The sequence below is a fragment of the Pantoea sp. WEP genome (assembly GCF_041678305.1).
In the GTDB taxonomy this organism is placed as follows: Bacteria; Pseudomonadota; Gammaproteobacteria; order Enterobacterales; family Enterobacteriaceae; genus Pantoea; species Pantoea dispersa.
Genome location: NZ_JBGNXB010000001.1, coordinates 3311845 through 3331903 on the forward strand (window position 1 = coordinate 3311845; position 20059 = coordinate 3331903).

Below are 20059 nucleotides of genomic sequence, written 5' to 3' on the forward strand. Positions count from 1 at the left end.
GACTACACATGGAACGCAAACTAACAACGTTTCTGGCGCAAGACGCACAGAAACAGATGAATACCTTACGCCATTTGGTTTTTCACGACATCCTGACGCTCGACAGCGCGCAGAACACCTTAACCTGGTGGCCAGAACAGAAGACCATCCCGCTTAATGAAGCACAGAAGCGCTTCTTCTCCTGCCTGCTGCTGCGCATCACGTCGAAACGGCAGATCATTGCCACGGTATGGAATGAGAGCTATCCGGGGATCAGCGACAACAACTATCACCAGCTGCTGTTTCAGAGCCGGGCGCTGTTGAAACGCTATGGTTTGCCGGATGGGCTGCTGGTTACGCTGCCCTACCATGGCGTGCGGCTGAATGAGGAGAAGCTGATGGCGATTACCCGCTAATCAGCCAAAGAAAAAGGAGCCCGCGGGCTCCTTTTTGTTATCAGGCCAGACGACCGTGACACTGTTTGTATTTTTTACCTGAGCCGCATGGGCACGGATCGTTACGTCCCACTTTCCGCTCACCGCCCTGTGCCGCCAGTGCAGCGGCCGCTGCGGTGTCGTCATCGACATGACTGAGCTGCTGCTGCTGTGCCAGACGCTCTGCTTCTTCACGACGCTGCTGCTCCATCGCTTCCACTTCTTCCGGCATCCGCACCTGCACTTTGCTCAGGGTGCTGATCACTTCGTACTTCAGCGACTCCAGCATCGCGGCAAACATGGCGAAAGATTCACGTTTGTACTCCTGCTTCGGATCCTTCTGCGCATAGCCACGCAGATGGATACCCTGGCGCAGATAGTCCATCGCCGCCAGATGCTCTTTCCACAGCGAGTCGAGCGTTTGCAGCATCACGCCTTTTTCAAAGTTGCGCATCATTTCTGCGCCGACCACTTCTTCTTTCGCCGCATAGTTTTCGCTGGCGCGGCTCATGATGCGCTCACGCAGCGTCTCTTCATGCAGATCCGGCTCTTTATCCAGCCACTCGGCAATCGGCAGATCCAGATCGAAATCATTGCGCAGACGCTCTTCCAGCCCCGGGACGTCCCACATCTCTTCCAGCGACTGCGGCGGAATGTAAGTGTCGATAGTGGCTTTGAACACATCTTCACGGATGCTGTTGATGGTGTCCGAAACGTCAGAGACATCCAGCAGTTCGTTACGCTGGCTGTAAATGGCGCGGCGCTGATCGTTAGCGACGTCATCGTATTCCAGCAGCTGTTTACGGATATCGAAGTTGCGGCTTTCCACTTTGCGCTGCGCATTAGCAATCGCTTTGGTTACCCACGGATGCTCAATCGCTTCGCCCGGCTTCATACCCAGCTTACGCATCATGTTGGACACACGATCGGAGGCAAAGATACGCATCAGCGCATCTTCCATCGACAGATAGAAGCGCGAAGAACCGGCGTCACCCTGACGACCCGCACGGCCGCGCAGCTGGTTATCGATACGGCGTGATTCGTGGCGTTCGGTACCGATAATATGCAAACCGCCTGCCGCCAGCACCGCATCATGGCGCAGTTTCCACGCCGCCTTGATGGCTTCAATCTGCTCTTCCGTCGGGTTTTCCAGCGCGGCTACTTCCGCCTGCCAGCTACCGCCGAGCATGATGTCCGTACCACGACCGGCCATGTTGGTCGCGATGGTTACCGCGGCTGGCTGACCTGCCTGCGCCACGATATCCGCTTCGCTGGCGTGGAACTTGGCGTTCAGTACGCTGTGCTTGATACCCGCGCGCGTCAGCTCCTGGGATACCACTTCCGATTTTTCAATCGAGATGGTGCCCACCAGTACCGGCTGACCGTTAGCCGTACAGGTACGAATATCTTCGATAATGGCATCGATCTTCTCTTTCTCGGTCATGTAGACCAGATCGGCCATATCTTTACGCACCATCGGACGGTTGGTCGGCACCACGATGGTATCGAGCTTGTAGATGGAGCTGAACTCAAACGCTTCAGTATCAGCGGTACCGGTCATACCGGCCAGTTTCTCGTAGATACGGAAGTAGTTCTGGAAGGTGATGGAAGCCAGCGTCTGGTTTTCATTCTGGATCTCCACACCTTCTTTGGCTTCGACCGCCTGGTGCAGGCCATCAGACCAGCGACGTCCCTGCATGGTACGACCGGTGTGTTCATCAACGATGATCACCTCGCCGTCCTTCACGATGTAGTCAACGTCGCGGGTGAACAGCGCATGGGCGCGCAGTGCTGCCGTCACGTGGTGCATCAGCATGATGTTGGTCGGCGAGTAGAGTGATTCGCCCTCATCCATAATGCCCTGGCTGACCAGCAGCTCTTCCACTTTCACCAGACCGCGTTCGGTCATGTGCGCCTGACGGGCTTTTTCATCCACCCAGAAGTCACCTTCGCCCTGGAAGTTATCCGAGTCTTCTTTTTCCTGGCGCACCAGGTGTGGAATGATTTTGTTGACCTTGATGTAGAGATCGGAGCTGTCTTCGGCCGGACCCGAGATAATCAGCGGGGTACGCGCTTCATCGATTAGGATCGAGTCCACCTCATCCACCAGCGCATAGTGCAGTTTACGCTGTACGCGCTCTTCCGGACTGAAGGCCATGTTATCGCGCAGATAATCGAAGCCGTATTCGTTGTTGGTGCCGTAGGTGATATCGGCTGCATAGGCAGCGCGCTTGGCCACCGCCGGCATGCCCGGCAGGTTGATACCGACTGTCAGACCAAGGAACTCAAACAGCGGACGGTTGTTTTCGGCGTCACGCTGCGCCAGATAGTCGTTGACGGTCACAACGTGCACGCCCTTGCCGCTCAGCGCGTTCAGGTAAGCCGGCAGCGTCGCAGTCAGGGTTTTACCCTCACCGGTGCGCATCTCCGCGATGCAGCGTTCGTTGAGCACCATGCCGCCGATCAGCTGCACGTCAAAGTGGCGCATGCCAAACACGCGCTTACTGGCTTCACGCACGGTGGCGAAGGCTTCGGGAATCAGGCTCTCCAGCGTTTCACCTTTTTTCAGGCGCTCGCGGAATTGATCGGTTTTCGCTTTCAGTTCGTCGTCAGACAGTTTGACGAACTCCGGCTCCATCTTGTTGATGACATCGACCACTTTACGCATGCGGCGCAGAGTACGATCATTGCTGCTACCAAAAACTTTCGTTAACAATTTGATTAACATAATAAATTTATCTCAATTCAGCCGTAACAATACGGGCTGCAAAGGCAAAAAACAGAAAAAGGAAAAAAACGTTAGCGTTAAGCAATGAAAGGTCCGGCGCGGATGCCATGAATAGCAGCCTGCCAGTCAGCAGAAGAGTGAACGTTGGGCGAAACATGATGCGCTCGCGACGGCGGTGCCATCGTGGCTAAAGGTTGCGCGGGTGAAGTCAGCAGCGCCTGCAGCGAGTCAATCAGCGCCAGCTTTTGCGCCGCCAGCGGCAATGCATGTTCCGCTTCCGCTGTTGCGGGCGGCGTCATGCTGAATGAGAGATGGCGAATGACGGTGCGGATGGCGTGCTGATGCCAGTAGTCAACGTTGAAACTGGGGCGACGCGCGCTTTCCTGCAGGCGAATCAGGTGATCAAACCGCACCACCTTGCCGGTAAACAGGCTGCTGACCGGCGAATCGCTGCTGGTGGGCTCTGCGCTTTGTGCACAGGCAGGCAGGCCGAGACTGGCCGCCACCATTCCCAACAGGAGATGAGGCCAGAAATAGCGTCTGCCGAGTTGTCGCCAGCGTGAGAAAATCCCGATCACCTTTCGTCCATCATGCCAGTCATTAAGCGCTAAGCCAGAGTTACGTTACGTACCCTGCTTACATGAGCGCCAGATAATAGCACTTATGTGGGGCTTCGACATCAGGGATTAAAGGGCTTACGGCGGATTTCACGTTTTTTTGCGCAGGGTTTGGTCGCGGACAACAGGGTTTTGCGAGCGGGATTACAGCCTCAGCGACGGGCAATAAAAAACGGCGGGTTCCACTGACCGGAGAGGGTGTCAGGGAAGCCCGCCGTTTGATGGCTGACTTATTACGCCAGCACTAAATTTGGCGCTTTGAAGGCCAGTGGCAGTTCAGCTTCGTCTTCGAAGGTCGCCCATTCCCAGGCTTCCTGCTTAGCCAGTACCGCCTGCAACAGCTTGTTGTTCAGCGCATGGCCGGACTTGAACGCAGAGAATGCGCCAATCACGTTATGACCACACATGAACAGGTCGCCGATGGCGTCCAACATTTTGTGACGCACGAACTCATCTTCAAAGCGCAGGCCATCTTCATTCAATACGCGGAAGTCATCGAGGCCAATCGCACAATCTAAACTACCGCCCAGGCACAGGCCTTTAGACTGCAGATATTCGATTTCACGCATAAAGCCGAAGGTGCGCGCACGGCTAATCTGACGCACAAAGGATTCAGCCGAGAAATTGAGCTGGTAACGCTGCGAGCTTGAGTCGATCGCCGGATGTTTGAAGTCGATGGTGAAGTCGAGTGAAAAACCGTTGTACGGTTTGATCTCGGCCCACTTATCGCCATCTTCTACCCGTACCGTTTGCTTCACGCGCACGAATTTCTTCGCGCTGCTCAGCTCTTCGACACCGGCATCCATCAGCAAATAAACAAAAGGCGCGGCACTGCCATCCATGATCGGAATTTCTGGCGCATCGACTTCAACAATAATGTTGTCGATACCCAGACCTGCCAATGCAGCATTCAGGTGTTCAACCGTCGAAATACGCACGCCTTCATCATTCACCAGGCAGGTACTCAGCATGGTGTCGCGCACGTATTTTGCATCAGCCGGGAAATCAACCGGTGGATTCAAGTCAGTGCGACGATAGATGACCCCGGTATTAGCCGACGCAGGGCGTAAAGTCAGCGTGACTTTTTTGCCGGTATGCAAACCGACGCCAGTCGCCTGAACAATACGTTTTAATGTCCTTTGTTTGATCATCGCATTATCTCGCAATATTACCCATCCGACCGCCAGTATAAATTACCGGCGGGCGAACACTTTAGCACAAAGAGCGGAGAATCCCAATTCTCAGGATATTCTTAGTCTGCCTGTTTACGCAGGAAGGCTGGAATATCAAGATAGTCAGGCTCTTTGCTGGATGACGCTGGCTGGTCATTCACCACTTTCGCGGCCGGTTTCTGCTCCTGCGGCAGCGGCGCCATGCCGTGCTGCTGGTAGCGATGATCCATGACCGGCTGAGTCGCAGGCTTGTTAGTCACCAGAGTGATTTCCGGACGCTTGTCCATGCCGATACCGGTCGCCACCACGGTGACGCGCAGCTCGTCGTTCATCTCTGGATCCAGCGAGGTACCGATAACCACGGTCGCGTTGTCCGAGGCGAAGGCGCGGATGGTGTTACCCACGGTTTCGAACTCATCCAGGCGCAGGTCGAAGCCCGCCGTGATGTTGACCAGCACGCCACGCGCACCCGACAGATCGATATCTTCCAGCAGCGGGCTGGAGATCGCCATTTCGGCCGCTTCTTCAGCACGGTCTTCACCACAGGCAACGCCAGAACCCATCATCGCGTAACCCATTTCTGACATCACGGTACGCACGTCGGCGAAGTCGACGTTCATCAGACCCGGACGGGTAATCAGTTCTGCGATACCCTGCACCGCACCTTTCAGCACGTCGTTAGCCGCACCGAAGGCATCCAGCAGAGAGATACCACGGCCCAGCACTTTCAGCAGCTTGTCGTTAGGAATGGTGATCAGTGAATCAACATGCTTGGACAGCTCAGCGATACCCTGCTCAGCAAACGCCATGCGTTTTTTCCCTTCGAAGTTGAAGGGCTTCGTCACCACCGCAACCGTCAGGATGCCTAAATCTTTGGCTACTTCAGCCACCACAGGAGCTGCACCGGTACCGGTACCGCCACCCATGCCCGCGGCGATAAACACCATGTCTGCCCCTTCCAGCGCAGAGCGCAGTGCTTCGCGATCCTCTTCCGCCGAGGTACGGCCGACTTCCGGGTTAGCACCCGCACCGAGACCTTTGGTGATATTGGTCCCGATCTGAATCGTCTGGCCGACCGCCGTTTTACGCAACGCCTGCGCGTCGGTATTCACAGCGAAGAATTCCACACCTTCGATACGCTCGCGTACCATGTGCTCTACGGCGTTGCCACCGCCACCGCCGACGCCGATGACTTTAATCACCGCGTCATTGGTTAATTCCATAGGTTCAAACATGATTTCTCTCCGTTATGTGCCTGTCGCCTGGAGATCATAAACATTGCCTGATGATCTCCTTTTTCAAAAAATTAAAACTCTTTCTTCAGCCAGCTGTTGATGCGTTTAAACCAATTGCCCACTGAAGCACGTTTTTCCGTTTCTGCATCACCGTTCATGTGTGACTCTTTGCCGTAATGCAGCAGGCCAACCGCCGTCGAGTAGTACGGCTCCTGCGCATAATCCGTCAGGCCGGTGATGTTAAGCGGCTGACCGATGCGCACCTGGGTGTGGAACACCCGCTGTGCACAGGCCGCCAGACCTTCAATCTGCGCCGCACCGCCGGTCAGCACAATACCGGCTGCCAGATGATGCTTCACGCCCTGCTGGCGCAGTTGCTCCTGCAGTTGCAGAATCTCGTCGTTCACCAGATTCAGCAGTTCGGTGTAACGCGGTTCAATCACTTCTGCCAGCGTCTGGCGCTGCAGGCTGCGCGGCGGACGTCCACCCACGCTCGGCACCTCGACGTTTTCGTCTTTGCCGACAATCGAACCCAGCGCACAACCATGACGCACTTTAATCGCTTCGGCGTCGGTTGGCGGTGTGCCAAAGGCATAGGCGATATCGCTGGTCACCACGTTCCCGGCATAGGGAATCACTTTGGTATGACGCAGCGCGCCGCCGGTGTACACCGCGATATCCATTGTACCGCCACCGATGTCAACAACACAGACTCCCAGCTCACGTTCATCTTCGGTCAGCACCGAAAAACTGGATGCCAGTCCGGCAAAAATCAGTTGGTCAACTTTCAGGCCACAACGTTCAACGGCTTTCACGATATTTTTTGCCATATCGTTGTGGCAGGTGATGAGATGCACCTTGGCCTGCATACGCACGCCGGAAAGGCCAACCGGATTTTTGATGCCTTCCTGATAATCGATGGCGTATTCCTGTGGAATCACATGCAGAATACGATGTTCGTCGCGCACGCGAACGGATTTCGCCGTATGCACCACGTTTTCCACATCATCCTGAGTGACTTCCTCTTCGGAAATCGGAACCATCCCGATTTCGTTCTGACAACTAATATGTTTGCCCGATAAAGCAAGGTATACCGACGAAATCTGGCAGTCTGCCATCAATTCCGCCTGGTCGATGGCGCGCTGAACGCACTTCACCACCGACTCCAGATCGTTCACGCCGCCTTTGTCCATACCGCGGGACGGGCAGCTGCCGACGCCAATAATGTTGACCATACCATCGGGCAGAATTTCCCCAACCAGGGCGGCGACCTTCGCAGTGCCGATTTCAAGTCCTACTACCAGTTTTCTGTCCGTTGCCTTGATCATTGTGGTTTAGCCTGTGCCTGGTTTTGTTGCTGATTACTGTCCTGTGGCTCAATCGGTGCCGGTGCCCAGCCTACTGCGGCGCCGGAGTCATAGCGTAGATCAACATAGCTGATACGCTGGTTCTGACTCTGGCCCTGCTGCTGCAACTCCGGATAGAGCTCAATAAAACGGTTCAGACGCTTCATGGTGTCGCTGCGCCCCAGTTCGATGCGCACATCGTCGCTGGTCACCAGCTGCCACGAGCGCCGCGCCGTCATCGACGCGACCTTCAGGGTAAACTTACTGGCCCGCAGCACATCACTCATGGTGTGATAGCCAGCCAATACCTCTTTCTCACTGCCTTCCGGCCCATACAGCATCGGCAACGTTTCTTTGCCGATGTGGCTGGCCGGGACGCTGAAGGAGACGCCATCGGCGTCCACCATGTGCGAGTCATTCCAGCGTGCCACCGGGACAAACTCCACCAGGTTTATCTTCAGCTCATCAGGCCACTGCTTGCGCACGCTAACCTGTTTAATCCACGGTAAACGCTCGATCTGCTGCTGGATAATGTCCACGTTCTGCGACATGAACGTTCCCGGCGCGCCGAGCGATAAAATCGCCTGACGAATATCATCGTGCGTGGTGTAGTGGGTTTCGCCCGTCACCACCAGCTTCGACAGCGGCAGACGCGACGCATCATTCATCCACTTCAGCACCACGAGGCCGCCAGCCACCATGATGCCCATCACCAGCAGCAGGAACACGATGCCAAACAGCCGTGCCCCATTGCTCCGTCCGGAGCGCGCACGCTCCTGAGGTTCGCGATTTCTAACGCGCAGTGCCGCCTGAGACATATCAGTCAGCCAGCTCCAGAATGCGCGCCACCAGTTGCGGGAAGCTGTATCCCGCCTGCTTCGCCGCCATCGGCACCAGGCTGTGGCTGGTCATGCCAGGCGAGGTGTTAACTTCCAGCAGCTGGAAATTGCCGTCACCGTCGACCATCACATCAACCCGTCCCCAGCCGCTGCAGCCTAACGCGCGCCACGCCGCCAGCACTAATGTCTGCAGTTCCGCCTCTTTCTCCGCACTCAGACCGCTCGGGCAGAAGTATTGAGTATCGTCAGAAATGTATTTTGCTTCATAGTCATAGAACTCGCTGGCGGTCTGAATTCTGATTGACGGCAGAATTTCGTCGCCGACGATGCCCACGGTGTATTCGGCACCGCTGAGAAAAGCTTCCACCAGCACGTCATCATCATGGCGAAACGCCTCCTGCAGCGCGGCTGGCAGCGCTTCCGCCTGGTTCACGCGGCTGATGCCAACGCTGGAACCTTCACAGCTTGGCTTCACAAACAGCGGCAGTCCGAGCGCGGCGATCGACGCCTGCGCTGCAGCATCCAGCCCCTGCTCATACTGCTGGCGCGTCAGCCAGACAAATTTGCCCGCCGGCAATCCCCTGCCCTGCCACAGCAGTTTGCTGCGCAGTTTATCCATGGTGATGGCCGACGCCATGACGCCGCTGCCGGTGTAGGGCAGTTGCAGAAACTCCAGCAGCGCCTGCAGCGTGCCATCTTCGCCACCGCGACCGTGCAGCGCGATAAACGCTTTGGCAAAGCCCTGCTGCCGGAGGTCCAGCACTGAGACGTCACGGGTGTCGACACCGTGCGCATCAATGCCCATCTCACGCAGTCCTGCCAGCACCGCGCTGCCGGACATCAGTGACACCTCGCGCTCGGCGGAGGTACCGCCCATCAATACCGCGACTTTCTCAGCCATGGCGCGCCTCCGTGTTCAGAGCCGGCTGCAGCTGAATCTCAGCCAGCTTGCGGGCAATTTTGCCGATGTTGCCGGCGCCCTGCACAATCACCAGATCGTCGCCGGACAGCAGCGGTGCCAGCGCATCCGGCAGCGCTTCGTGCTCGGAGACCAGAATCGGATCGACCTTGCCGCGATTGCGGATGGCACGGCACAGTGAACGGCTGTCCGCGCCCGGAATAGCGGCTTCGCCCGCCGGGTAGACATCCAGCATCAGTAACACATCCACCTGTGACAGCACATTGGCGAAATCATCGAACAGGTCGCGGGTGCGCGTGTAGCGATGCGGCTGAAACACCATCACCAGCTTTTTCTCTGGCCAGCCGGCGCGCGCCGCTTTGATGGTGACATCCACTTCGGTCGGATGATGGCCATAATCGTCGACCAGCATCGCGCTGCCTGGCTTACCGTTAACGGCTGCGGTGTCAAACTCGCCCAGCACGTCGAAACGGCGACCGGTGCCCTGGAAACTCTCCAGCGCCGCCAGAATGGCGTTGTCGTCAATGCCTTCTTCGCTGGCAACCGCCACGGCTGCCGCGGCGTTCAGCGCGTTATGGCGACCCGGCGCATTCAGCGTCACGTGCAGCACCGGCTTGTCCTGACGAATCAGGGTGAAGTGGCCCTGCGCGCCGCGCTGTTCGTAGTTTTCGACCCGCACATCCGCATCGTCGCTGAAACCATAGGTGGTGACCTGACGGCCCACGCGCGGAATCAGGTCGCGAATCACCACATCGTCCACGCACATCACCGCGCGCCCGTAAAATGGCAGGTTGTGCAGGAAGTTAATAAACGTCTGCTTCAGGTTCTCAAAATCGCCCTGATAGGTATCCATGTGATCCGCTTCGATGTTAGTGACAATCGCCACCATCGGTTGCAGATGCAGGAAAGAGGCGTCGCTTTCGTCCGCTTCCGCAATCAGATAACGGCTGCTGCCGAGGCGCGCGTGCGTACCCGCCGCTTTAACCAGACCGCCATTGACGAACGTCGGATCGAGACCGCCTTCCGCATAAATACTGGTCACCATCGCGGTGGTGGTGGTTTTACCGTGCGTGCCGGCAATCGCAATGCCGTGACGGAAACGCATCAGCTCAGCCAGCATCTCCGCCCGGCGGATCACCGGGATACGCTGCTCACGCGCCGCCACCAGCTCCGGGTTATCCTGCGCCACGGCGGTGGAAACCACGACGACGCTGGCGTCGGTAACATTTTCCGGGCGATGGTTGAAGTAAATGGTCGCGCCCAGCGAGGCCAGATGCTGCGTAACCGGATTGGGCGCCAGATCGGAGCCGCTAATGTGATAGCCTTCGTTCGCCAACACCTCGGCAATACCGCCCATGCCGGCACCGCCGATGCCGACAAAGTGGATGTGCCGGACGCGACGCATCTCGGGCACAATAGAACGCAGTTTTGCCAATTGTTGTGTATTCATCTGTCTCTGTTACCTGTTTTCCCGTTTGCACCTGCATTCAGATGCGGGCCAGTCAAACTGACCGGTTAACTTACTTCGCGACGCGCGCAACCTCTTGTGCCACCCGTTCGGTCGCATCAGGAATCGCGACCTGGCGGGCTTTTTCCGCCATCGCCAGCAGCGTGGCGCGATCCCAGTGGCGCAGCGTGTCTGCGACGGCCGCAGCAGTAAACTGCGGCTGCTCGAAAATTTTGGCCGCGCCGGCTTTTTCCAGCGGCAGCGCATTCCAGTACTGCTGACGATCTTTGTGCTGGAACGGCACGAAAATCGCCGGTAAACCCGCCGCCGCCACTTCACTGACGGTCAGCGCGCCGGAGCGGCACACCACCACATCGGCCCACGCATAGGCTTGCGCCATGTCATCGATAAACTCGGTGACCTTGTGCTGCGGCTGGCCAGCGGCCTGATACGCCTGCTGCACGGTCTCCCGTGCACCTTTGCCGGTCTGATGCCACAACGTGATGGCGTCACCCAGTTCGGCGGCGACCTGCGGCACGATCTGATTGAGGATGCGCGCCCCCTGACTACCGCCAATCACCAGCACGCGAATCGGCCCGCTGCGGTGTGCCAGACGCTGCGCCGGCAGCGGCAGCGCCAGCACATCATTACGCACCGGGTTGCCCACCACCTCAGCAGTGGGGAACGCGCCCGGAAAGGCCTGCATCACTGTGGTAGCGATTTTCGCCAGCCACTTATTGGTCAGCCCGGCAATGCCGTTCTGCTCGTGCAGCACCACCGGGATGCCGCAACTCCACGCCGCAAGGCCGCCCGGCCCGGAAACATAACCGCCCATGCCCAGCACCACATCCGGCTGCCAGTTTTTCATGATGCGGCGCGCCTGGCGCCACGCATTGAAGATGCGCACCGGTGCCAACAGCAGGGCCTTTATGCCTTTACCGCGCAGTCCACTGATGCGGATGAAGTCGATATCGATGCCATGCTTTGGCACCAGATTGGCTTCCATCCGGTCTGCCGTTCCCAGCCAGCGCACCTGCCAGCCTTGTTCGATCAGATGATGCGCCACGGCCAGTCCGGGGAACACATGTCCGCCGGTACCCCCTGCCATGACCATCAGCCGTTTACCACTCATCGGGCACCTCGGGTAAACGCCTGGGCTTTTGCCAGACGCGTTTCATAATCTATGCGCAATAAAAACACGATGGCGGTCGACATAATGATCAGACTCGATCCACCGTAACTGATCAGCGGCAGCGTCAGGCCCTTGGTCGGCAGCATACCCGCCGCCGCACCAACGTTAACCAGCGCCTGGAAGCTAAACCACACCCCAATGGAACAGGCGAGGAAGCCGGAAAAACGCTGGTCGATCTCCAGCGCGCGACGGCCAATCGACATTGCGCGAAAAGCGACGAAGAATACCATCAACAGCGCCAAAACCACACCGACATAACCCAACTCTTCACCGATAATTGAGAAGATAAAGTCGGTATGCGCTTCCGGCAGATACTCCAGTTTCTGCACCGAGTTGCCCAGGCCCTGCCCCCAGAACTCACCGCGGCCAAACGCCATCAGCGACTGGGTCAGCTGGTAGCCGCTGCCGAATGGATCTTCCCACGGGTTCCAGAAGGAGGTCACGCGGCGCATACGGTAAGGTTCCGCGATAATCAGCAGCACCACGGCGAAAATGCCCGAGCCGATAATCGCCAGGAACTGCCACAGTTTGGCGCCCGCCAGGAACAGCATCGCCAGCGTGGTAACAAACAGCACCACCACAGTGCCGAGGTCCGGCTGGGCCAGCAGCAGCACCGCCAGCACCACCATCACGCCCATCGGCTTACAGAAGCCCCAGAAGTTGTTCCGCACCTCTTCCACTTTGCGCACCAGATAACTGGCGAGATAGCAGAACAGCGACAGCTTGGATAACTCCGCCGGCTGAATACGCAGCGGCCCGAGCGCGATCCAGCGCGATGCGCCGTTAACCGAGCTACCGACCACCAGTACGATCAGCAGCATCGCCACCGAAGCCATCAGCATCGCGTTGCTGTAGCGCTGCCAGAAATCCATCGGTACGCGCAGCGTCACTAACGCCATCCCCAGCGCCAGTGCGATATAAAAGGCATCACGCTTGGCAAAGTAGAACGGATCGTCGTTAAGACGCTGTCCAACCGGCATCGACGCCGAGGTGACCATGACAAAACCGATAATCGCCAGGCCAAACGTCAGCCACAGCAGCGTGCGGTCATACAGCACCACCGGCGCGTCGTCGTTGTCGCGCGCGCCCATCACCCAATCACGCAGGCGCAGCGAAATAAAACTGGCGATACTGGCTCCGGGAATACGCATCAGCTCAGCTCCTTCGCCAGTTGCGCGAAGCGATCGCCGCGCTGTTCAAAATTACGGAACTGGTCGAGGCTGGCGCACGCCGGTGACAGCAGCACCAGGTCGCCCGCCTGCACCTGAGCGGCAATCTGCGTCATCGCCTGTTCGAGCGTGTCGGTGCGCGTCGCCACTGCCGGACGCAGCGCGGCCAGCGCGTCGCCGTCGCGGCCAAAGCAGAACAGCCGCACGTTGCCGCCCTGCAGATAGCGCGCCAGCGGCGTAAAGTCCGCCCCTTTGCCATCGCCACCCAGCAGCAGCCACAGCGTACCTTTCACCTGCAGGCCGTTAAGCGCGGCTTCGGTGCTGCCCACGTTGGTGGCTTTCGAATCATTAATCCAGCGCACGCCATGCGCTTCGTGCACCAGCTGGAAGCGATGCGGCAGGCCGCTGTAGGTGGTTAACGCTTTCAGGCTGGAGGCGCGCGGGATATTCACCGCATCGGCCAGCGCCAGCGCGGCCAGCGCATTGGTGTAATTGTGCTGCCCGACCAGCTTCATCTCGTCGGTATTAAGGACTTTCTCGCCCTTCACCCGCAGCCAGGTACTGCCCTGCTGCTGGTTGAGGTGATAATCGCCAACGTCGATGCCAAAGCTGACGCAGCGGCGATCGGCGCCGCGCACTGGCATGGTCATGCCATCGTCAGCATTCACCACGCAGATATCCGCGTTTTCATAGATACGTAATTTAGCGGCGCGGTACTGCTGCATGCCGAGCGGATAGCGATCCATATGATCCTCAGTGACGTTGAGGATGGTTGCCGCCGCCGCTTTCAGGCTGTAGGTGGTTTCCAGCTGGAAGCTGGAGAGCTCCAGCACATACAGCTGCGCCGGCGATTTGAGCAGCGTCAGCGCCGGCAGCCCAATGTTGCCGCCTACGCCCACCTGCCAGCCCGCGGCGCGCGCCATTTCGCCCACCAGCGTGGTGACGGTACTTTTGCCATTGGAACCGGTGATCGCCACAATCGGCGCCTGCGCTTCACGGCAGAACAGTTCGATATCGCCGACAATTTCAATGCCGGCGTCAGCCGCTTCGCTCAGCGCCGGGTGCGCCAGCGCGATGCCCGGGCTGGCGATGATCAAATCGCACGCCAGCAGCCAGTCGCTATTGATACCGCCAACGTGGCGCTCCACCTGCTCTGGCAGTTTGTCCAGCCCCGGCGGTGACACACGGGTATCCATCACGCGGGGCGTCACGCCCTGCGCGAGGAAGAAATCAACACAGGAGAGGCCGGTAATGCCTAATCCAATGATGACGACTTTTCTGCCCCGATAGTCAGCCATGATTAACGTACCTTGAGCGTTGCCAGGCCAATCAGCACCAGCATCAGCGAAATAATCCAGAAGCGCACGATCACGCGCGGCTCCGGCCAGCCTTTCAGTTCATAGTGATGGTGAATCGGCGCCATGCGGAAAATACGCTGACCGCGCAGCTTGAACGATCCCACCTGCAGAATCACCGACAGCGTCTCAACCACAAATACGCCGCCCATGATCACCAGCAAAAATTCCTGACGCAGCAGCACTGCCAGCGTACCCAGTGCGCCGCCCAGCGCCAGCGAACCCACGTCGCCCATAAAGACCTGCGCCGGATAGGTGTTGAACCACAGGAAGCCCAGACCGGCCCCGACAATCGCGGTACAGACAATCACCAGCTCACCGGCGTGACGCAGATACGGGATGTGCAGATACTCGGCAAATTTCACGTTACCGGTCGCCCAGGCCACCAGCGCAAATCCCGCCGCGACAAACACCGTTGGCATGATGGCCAGACCATCCAGACCGTCTGTCAGGTTTACCGCATTACCGGTTCCGACAATCACAAAGTAGGCCAGCACCACGTAGAACAGGCCGAGCTGCGGCATAACATCTTTGAAGAACGGCACCACCAGCTGTGTGGCAGGCGTATCTTTACCGGCAATGAACAGCGCGAACGCCACGCCGAGCGAAATCACCGACATCCAGAAATATTTCCAGCGCGCGATCAGGCCCTTAGTGTCTTTACGCACCACTTTGCGGTAGTCATCAACGAAGCCAATCACGCCAAAACCGACCAGCACCACCAGCACGCACCAGACGTAAGGATTGGACGGATAAGCCCACATCAGCACCGAAACCGTGATGGAGGTCAGAATCATGATGCCGCCCATGGTCGGCGTGCCGCGCTTGCTGAAGTGCGACTCCGGACCATCGTTACGTACCACCTGGCCAATCTGCAGTTTCTGCAGCCAGGCTATCAGGCGCGGGCCCATCCATAAAGAGATGAACAGGGCGGTCAGCAGGCTGACAATGGCGCGAAACGTCAGATAGGAAAAGACGTTAAAGCCGGAATAAAATGCGACCAGATGTTCGGCCAGCCAGACTAGCATGTTCCTTTCTCCTGTAAGCTCTGTACTACCTGCTCCATGGCGGCACTACGTGAACCTTTAACCAAAATAGTGATGTCCGGATGTTGGGACAGCAGCGTGCGTAAACGTTCAGTCAGTTCGGCTTTACTGGCGAAATGTTCGCCTTTGCCGCTGCTTTCACTAATAAAATGGCTGAGCCTGCCAGTGCTCAGCACACAATCAATACCGGCGGCTTTCGCCGCTTCGCCCACCTGACGATGACAGGCTTCGGCCTCGTCGCCCAGCTCACCCATGTCACCCACCACCATGACGCGGAAGCCCGGCATATCGCCCAGCACCTGCGCAGCGGCGGTCATCGAACCGACGTTGGCGTTGTAGCTGTCATCCAGCAGCAGCTGATTACCGGCGAGGCGAATCGGGAACAGGCGCCCAGGAACGGGCTGTAGGGTTTTAAGGCCAGACTGGATAGCGGTTAACGGCGCGTCAACCGACAGCGCCAGCGCGGCAGCAGCCAGCGCATTAGCGATATTGTGCCGACCCGGCAGCGGCAGCTCGACGGCGATGTCGCCGCGCGGCGTGTGCAGGGTAAACAGCGTGGCGTCAGCGCGCAGTACGATATCGCTGGCGCGGAACTCCGCGTCTGCCATCGGCTGCGGCGAAAAGCGCCACAGGGTTTTGTCAGCAAACTGCGGCTGCCAGTTGGGCAGATCGTTGCTGTCAGCGTTGATGATTGCGGTGCCGTGCACCGGTAAGCCGCCAAAGATTTCGCCTTTGGCTTTTGCCACGCCCGCCAGCGAACCGAAGCCTTCCAGATGCGCCGCCGCCAGATTGTTGACCAGCGCGGTTTCCGGACGCACCAGATTGGTGGTGTAGGCGATTTCACCCTGATGGTTTGCGCCCATTTCAATCACGGCATACGCGTGTTGTGGCGTGAGGCGCAGCAGCGTCATCGGCACGCCGTAGTCATTGTTGAGATTACCGGCGGTATACAGCGTTTCACCGCACTGGCGCAGAATCGCCGCGGTCATCTCTTTCACCGAGGTTTTACCGGAGGAGCCGGTCAGTCCGACCACGCGCGCTTTCGCCTGCTGACGCACCCAGGCGCCAAGCTGACCAAAGGCAATTCGCGTATCGGCGACCACCACCTGCGGCACATCGACCGCTAAAACACGGTTCACCAGCAGCGCCTGGGCGCCGCTGGCGATGGCGTCTGCGGCAAAATCGTGCGCATCAAAACGTTCGCCCACCAGCGCGACAAACAGGCTGCCTGGGGTGACTTTACGGGTATCCGTGGTGACATCCGCAATAGTGAGATCGCTGCCGTGCAGCTGTCCACCGCTAATCTCTGCCAGGGTTTTCAGCGTAACCGGAATCATGCCATTACCCCCAGCAAACGGGCGACGGTGTCGCGGTCAGAGTAGTCAAGGCGGCGGTTGCCGATGATTTGATAATCTTCGTGGCCTTTACCGGCCACCAGCACGATGTCGTCGGCGCTGGCCTGCATCACCGCATGGGTGACCGCCTGCGCTCGTCCTGCAATGACGCGGGCCCGGCCCGGATCGAGCAGGCCGGTGAGAATGTCGTTAACAATCGCCGTTGGCTCTTCGCTCCGCGGATTGTCATCGGTGATCACCACGATATCGGCAAACTGTTCGGCAATCGCGCCCATCAGTGGACGTTTGCCTTTGTCACGGTCGCCACCGCAGCCAAATACGCACCACAGCTGGCCCTTGCAGTGCAGCCGGGCCGCTTCCAGCGCTTTTTCCAGCGCGTCTGGCGTATGTGCGTAATCCACCACCACCGTCGGCTTGTGCGCGGCGGTGAATACTTCCATACGCCCGCACACCGGCTGCAGCTGGCTGGCACTGGCCACCAGCGTGTCGAGCGGATAATCCAGCGTCAGCAGTGTCGCCAGCGCCAGCAGCAGATTGCTGACGTTAAAGGCGCCCATCAGGCGGCTGTCAAACTCGCCGTTGCCCCAGCTCGAACTGAACTGCACGTGTGCGCCGCCGTCGTGATAATCGATCGCCGTCGCCTGCAGCCAGCGGCCACGACAGCCGGGCTGCAGATTGTTGCCCAGCGTAACGGCCACGGCATCCGGTAATTTTTCCAGCCAGCGGCGGCCCACTTCATCATCAGCGTTGATGATGGCCTCGCCCACCTGATGCTCAGAGAACAGCAGCCACTTGGCCGATTCGTAGCCCTGCATGTCACCGTGATAATCAAGGTGATCGCGGCTCAGATTGGTAAATACCGCGGCGGCAAACGGCAACGCGGCCACGCGATGCTGCACCAGACCGTGCGAAGAGACTTCCATCGCCGCCACGGTAGCCCCCTGCCCGACCAGGTCGTGCAGAATATGCTGTACATCCACCGCCGAACCGGTGGTGTTTTCACTCGGCACCAGCTGACCGTACAGGCCATTGCCCACCGTGCCCATCACCGCACCGGTTTCACCCAGCAGGTTGGCCCACTGCGCAATCAGCTGCGTGGTGGTGGTTTTACCGTTAGTGCCGGTCACACCAATCAGCTTTAATTTTTCAGCCGGCTGCTGGTAGAAACGCCCGGCCAGCGCGGAAAGGCGCTGCGGCAGCTGGGCCAGATAGATAACCGGGACGCCGTGCATCTCGCGGATATCACCATCGCTGGCTTCACCTTCAGCCTCGGCAATGACCGCCGCCACACCCTGGGCGATGGCCTGTGGAATAAATCGACGTCCATCAGCATGATGGCCCGCCACGGCGATAAACAGATCGCCAGCAGCCGCAGCGCGGCTGTCCAGTGTCATGTCACGGAGTGGACGCGCCGGCGCGCCAGGCACCCACGGGGCCAGCAAGTCGCGCAGGTTACGATCTGTCACTTGATTCCTCACTTCTCTTATTCTTCACCAACTCGTTTTTATCCACCGTTGGCAGCGCATCCGGTTCAATGTTCATGGTGCGCAGCACACCGCCCATGATGGCGCCAAACACCGGTGCAGAAACCGCACCACCATAATATTTACCGGCCTGGGGATCGTTGATCACCACCACCAGCGCAAAACGCGGGCGACTGGCAGGCGCAACGCCCGCGGTGTAGGCAATGTATTTATTGACGTAGCGCCCGTCCGGCCCGACTTTTTTCGCGGTACCGGTTTTGATCGCGATGCGATAGCCCTTGATGGCGGCTTTAACACCACCGCCACCCGGCAGCGCCACGCTTTCCATCATGTGCATCACGGTTTTCACCAGGTCTTCCGGGAAAACGCGCTCGCCCGCCACCGGCGGGTCAACTTTGGTAATCGACAGCGGGCGGTTGATGCCGTAGCTGCCAATGGTTGCGTAGACTCGCGCTAACTGTAACGGCGTTACCATTAGCCCATAGCCGAAAGAGAAGGTGGCCCTCTCTATGTCAGACCACCGTTGTTTTTGAGGGTATAAGCCACTACTTTCCCCGACCAGCCCCAAATTGGTCGGTTTACCCAGGCCAAAGCGCGCGTAAGTTTCTACCAGCGCTGAGGAGGGCATCGCTAACGCGAGGCGCGAAACCCCGACGTTACTCGACTTCTGCAGAACCCCGGTAAGGGTCAATTCGTTGTAGCGCGCCACGTCTTTGATCTCATGGCCATTGACGCGATACGGCACGGTGTTCAGAACGCTGTTCTCTTTCACCACGCCGCGCTGCAGTGCGGTCATCACCACCATTGGCTTCACGGTGGAACCCGGCTCGAAGATGTCGGTAATAGCGCGGTTACGCATGACGTCTTTCGGCGTGTTGCTGAGATTATTGGGGTTGTAAGCCGGGCTGTTGGCCATCGCCAGTACTTCGCCGGTGTTCACGTCCACCAGCACCGCAGTGCCCGATTCGGCTTTGTTGAAGGCAACGGCATTGTTCAGTTCGCGATACACCAGCGCCTGCAGGCGCTCGTCGATGCTCAGCGTCAGGTTGTGCGCGGCGCGGCTATCGACCGAGGAGATATCTTCAATCACCCGCCCGTAGCGGTCTTTGCGCACGGTACGTTCGCCCGGCTCGCCGGTCAGCCATTTATCAAAGCTCTTCTCAATGCCTTCAATGCCCTGGCCGTCAATGTTGGTGAAGCCAATCAGGTGGGCAGTGACCTGGCCGGCCGGATAGTAGCGGCGCGACTCCTGACGCAGGTAAATACCGGGCAGCTTGAGCTTTTTCACGTATTCGCCAATCGCCGGATTAACCTGACGGGCGAGGTAAATAAAGCGCCCTTTTGGATTGGCGTTGACGCGCGCCGCCAGCTGATCCAGCGGGATCGACAGCGCATCCGACAGCGCTTTCCAGCGGCTATCAACGGTGACGCCGCCGTGCTCGGTCAGCTCTTTGGGATCGGCCCAGATGGCGTTAACCGGCACGCTTACCGCCAGCGGGCGTCCGGCGCGATCGCTGATCATGCCGCGTGCGGTAGGCACTTCCTGCACGCGCAGCGAACGTAAATCGCCTTCCTTCACCAGCTTATCCGGGCTGATGACCTGCAGCCACGCCACGCGCGACAGCAATCCGCCCAGCGCCAGAAGAATACAGCCGCACAGCAACGCAAAACGCCAGCTTACAAAGCTGGCCTTATCTTCCTGTTTTCTTAACTTCAGCGTTTTGCCTGCGCCGCTCATTGAG

Annotated in this window: 16 protein-coding genes; 1 reads left to right on the plus strand and 15 read right to left on the minus strand. The window is 58.5% G+C overall.

Features of this window, described 5'->3' with window-relative positions; translation table 11 throughout:
• The first annotated feature begins 8 nt into the window (after positions 1-8).
• Positions 9-395 (plus strand): transcriptional regulator, encoded by a 387-nt coding sequence (locus ABVR31_RS15555; RefSeq protein WP_021507552.1) that lies wholly within the window; start codon positions 9-11, stop codon positions 393-395.
• 40 nt (positions 396-435) lie between these two features.
• Here the strand turns inward: ABVR31_RS15555 and secA are convergent, their stop codons facing one another.
• The 15 genes from secA to ABVR31_RS15630 all read right to left on the minus strand — a co-directional run bounded on the left by secA (position 436) and on the right by ABVR31_RS15630 (position 20055).
• On the minus strand, positions 436-3141 hold the full coding sequence (gene secA, locus ABVR31_RS15560; RefSeq protein WP_059010287.1) for a preprotein translocase subunit SecA: 2706 nt from the start codon (positions 3139-3141) through the stop codon (positions 436-438).
• Positions 3142-3218: 77 nt separating this feature from the next.
• On the minus strand, positions 3219-3719 hold the full coding sequence (secM, locus tag ABVR31_RS15565) for a secA translation cis-regulator SecM (RefSeq protein WP_132466702.1): 501 nt from the start codon (positions 3717-3719) through the stop codon (positions 3219-3221).
• Positions 3720-3991: 272 nt separating this feature from the next.
• The gene (lpxC, locus tag ABVR31_RS15570; RefSeq protein ID WP_372773385.1) at positions 3992-4909 is read right to left on the minus strand and encodes a UDP-3-O-acyl-N-acetylglucosamine deacetylase; all 918 of its coding nucleotides are present in this window, start codon (positions 4907-4909) and stop codon (positions 3992-3994) included.
• 101 nt (positions 4910-5010) lie between these two features.
• On the minus strand, positions 5011-6165 hold the full coding sequence (gene ftsZ, locus ABVR31_RS15575) for a cell division protein FtsZ (protein ID WP_021507556.1): 1155 nt from the start codon (positions 6163-6165) through the stop codon (positions 5011-5013).
• A gap of 71 nt (positions 6166-6236) precedes the next feature.
• The gene (ftsA, locus tag ABVR31_RS15580) at positions 6237-7493 is read right to left on the minus strand and encodes a cell division protein FtsA (protein ID WP_013507861.1); all 1257 of its coding nucleotides are present in this window, start codon (positions 7491-7493) and stop codon (positions 6237-6239) included.
• Positions 7490-8329, minus strand: coding sequence for a cell division protein FtsQ (ftsQ, locus tag ABVR31_RS15585; RefSeq protein ID WP_058780440.1), 840 nt, complete (start codon positions 8327-8329; stop codon positions 7490-7492). Before ftsQ ends, ftsA begins: the two co-directional genes overlap by 4 nt.
• 1 nt (position 8330) lies before the next feature.
• Positions 8331-9251, minus strand: coding sequence for a D-alanine--D-alanine ligase (locus ABVR31_RS15590; RefSeq protein ID WP_104188113.1), 921 nt, complete (start codon positions 9249-9251; stop codon positions 8331-8333).
• Positions 9244-10719 (minus strand): UDP-N-acetylmuramate--L-alanine ligase, encoded by a 1476-nt coding sequence (murC, locus tag ABVR31_RS15595; protein ID WP_031279704.1) that lies wholly within the window; start codon positions 10717-10719, stop codon positions 9244-9246. Before murC ends, ABVR31_RS15590 begins: the two co-directional genes overlap by 8 nt.
• Positions 10720-10789: 70 nt before the next feature.
• Entirely contained in the window at positions 10790-11848 is a 1059-nt protein-coding gene (gene murG, locus ABVR31_RS15600) for an undecaprenyldiphospho-muramoylpentapeptide beta-N-acetylglucosaminyltransferase (RefSeq protein WP_372773389.1), read from the minus strand.
• Entirely contained in the window at positions 11845-13059 is a 1215-nt protein-coding gene (ftsW, locus tag ABVR31_RS15605; RefSeq protein WP_021507561.1) for a cell division protein FtsW, read from the minus strand. Before ftsW ends, murG begins: the two co-directional genes overlap by 4 nt.
• Positions 13059-14375, minus strand: a complete 1317-nt coding sequence (gene murD, locus ABVR31_RS15610; protein ID WP_127833673.1) for a UDP-N-acetylmuramoyl-L-alanine--D-glutamate ligase — start codon at positions 14373-14375, stop codon at positions 13059-13061. The genes ftsW and murD overlap by 1 nt, the downstream gene beginning before the upstream one ends.
• A 2-nt stretch (positions 14376-14377) precedes the next feature.
• The gene (gene mraY, locus ABVR31_RS15615) at positions 14378-15460 is read right to left on the minus strand and encodes a phospho-N-acetylmuramoyl-pentapeptide-transferase (protein ID WP_021507563.1); all 1083 of its coding nucleotides are present in this window, start codon (positions 15458-15460) and stop codon (positions 14378-14380) included.
• On the minus strand, positions 15454-16815 hold the full coding sequence (murF, locus tag ABVR31_RS15620; protein WP_372773391.1) for a UDP-N-acetylmuramoyl-tripeptide--D-alanyl-D-alanine ligase: 1362 nt from the start codon (positions 16813-16815) through the stop codon (positions 15454-15456). Before murF ends, mraY begins: the two co-directional genes overlap by 7 nt.
• Entirely contained in the window at positions 16812-18299 is a 1488-nt protein-coding gene (gene murE, locus ABVR31_RS15625) for a UDP-N-acetylmuramoyl-L-alanyl-D-glutamate--2,6-diaminopimelate ligase (RefSeq protein ID WP_058780438.1), read from the minus strand. Before murE ends, murF begins: the two co-directional genes overlap by 4 nt.
• The gene (locus ABVR31_RS15630; protein ID WP_021507566.1) at positions 18286-20055 is read right to left on the minus strand and encodes a peptidoglycan glycosyltransferase FtsI; all 1770 of its coding nucleotides are present in this window, start codon (positions 20053-20055) and stop codon (positions 18286-18288) included. Before ABVR31_RS15630 ends, murE begins: the two co-directional genes overlap by 14 nt.
• Positions 20056-20059: the final 4 nt, after the last annotated feature.

Excerpts from the sequence above, each read along its gene's own strand:
- murF (WP_372773391.1), bottom strand. The coding sequence starts at position 16,815 with ATGATTCCGGTTACGCTGAAAACCCTGGCAGAGATTAGCGGTGGACAG.
- ftsQ (WP_058780440.1), bottom strand. The coding sequence starts at position 8,329 with ATGTCTCAGGCGGCACTGCGCGTTAGAAATCGCGAACCTCAGGAGCGT.
- secA (WP_059010287.1), bottom strand. The coding sequence starts at position 3,141 with ATGTTAATCAAATTGTTAACGAAAGTTTTTGGTAGCAGCAATGATCGT.
- murD (WP_127833673.1), bottom strand. The coding sequence starts at position 14,375 with ATGGCTGACTATCGGGGCAGAAAAGTCGTCATCATTGGATTAGGCATT.
- ABVR31_RS15630 (WP_021507566.1), bottom strand. The coding sequence starts at position 20,055 with ATGAGCGGCGCAGGCAAAACGCTGAAGTTAAGAAAACAGGAAGATAAG.
- lpxC (WP_372773385.1), bottom strand. The coding sequence starts at position 4,909 with ATGATCAAACAAAGGACATTAAAACGTATTGTTCAGGCGACTGGCGTC.
- ABVR31_RS15590 (WP_104188113.1), bottom strand. The coding sequence starts at position 9,251 with ATGGCTGAGAAAGTCGCGGTATTGATGGGCGGTACCTCCGCCGAGCGC.
- murG (WP_372773389.1), bottom strand. The coding sequence starts at position 11,848 with ATGAGTGGTAAACGGCTGATGGTCATGGCAGGGGGTACCGGCGGACAT.
- mraY (WP_021507563.1), bottom strand. The coding sequence starts at position 15,460 with ATGCTAGTCTGGCTGGCCGAACATCTGGTCGCATTTTATTCCGGCTTT.
- ftsW (WP_021507561.1), bottom strand. The coding sequence starts at position 13,059 with ATGCGTATTCCCGGAGCCAGTATCGCCAGTTTTATTTCGCTGCGCCTG.
- ABVR31_RS15555 (WP_021507552.1), top strand. The coding sequence starts at position 9 with ATGGAACGCAAACTAACAACGTTTCTGGCGCAAGACGCACAGAAACAG.
- ftsA (WP_013507861.1), bottom strand. The coding sequence starts at position 7,493 with ATGATCAAGGCAACGGACAGAAAACTGGTAGTAGGACTTGAAATCGGC.
- murC (WP_031279704.1), bottom strand. The coding sequence starts at position 10,719 with ATGAATACACAACAATTGGCAAAACTGCGTTCTATTGTGCCCGAGATG.
- ftsZ (WP_021507556.1), bottom strand. The coding sequence starts at position 6,165 with ATGTTTGAACCTATGGAATTAACCAATGACGCGGTGATTAAAGTCATC.